The following is a 448-nucleotide window of genomic DNA, read 5'->3' on the forward strand; positions in this document are numbered from 1 at the left end:
GCCTCTTCGCCGTCGAGTTGATGAATCGCCTCATCTTCGTCAAGTTCCTCGAAGACCGTGGCCTCGTCCCCTCGGATCTGTTGGCGGACCTCGCCGACACCTACAACCCGAGTACCTACCCTCAGTCGCTTTACGAGACCTTCCTCGAACCCCTCTTTTTCGGCGTGCTCGACGAACGCCCCAGCGAGCGCTCCGAGCAGATCAAACAGGTCGGCTTCTACACCGACGTCCCCTATCTCAACGGGGGCCTGTTCCGCCCGCACGAGAACACCGAGCGCGGGTTCACCGACGAGAGCTTCGACGTTCGCGATGCCGTCATGACCTCGATCATCGAGTTTCTCGAATCCTACACCTTCTCCGCCGACGGCAGTCCCGACGACCTCGACCCCAGCATTTTGGGTAACGTCTTCGAGAAAACCATCAACTACCCCACAGGAGACCCCAGTGA

The 448-nt window shown here is 59.8% G+C and carries 1 pseudogene; it reads left to right on the plus strand.

What is annotated here, in order from left to right:
• Positions 1 to 20: 20 nt before the first annotated feature.
• A pseudogene (locus D3261_RS19450) lies at positions 21 to 448 on the plus strand (hypothetical protein); the annotation flags it as partial.

This window comes from Halococcus sp. IIIV-5B (assembly GCF_003602035.1).
Lineage (GTDB): Archaea > Halobacteriota > Halobacteria > Halobacteriales > Halococcaceae > Halococcus > Halococcus salsus.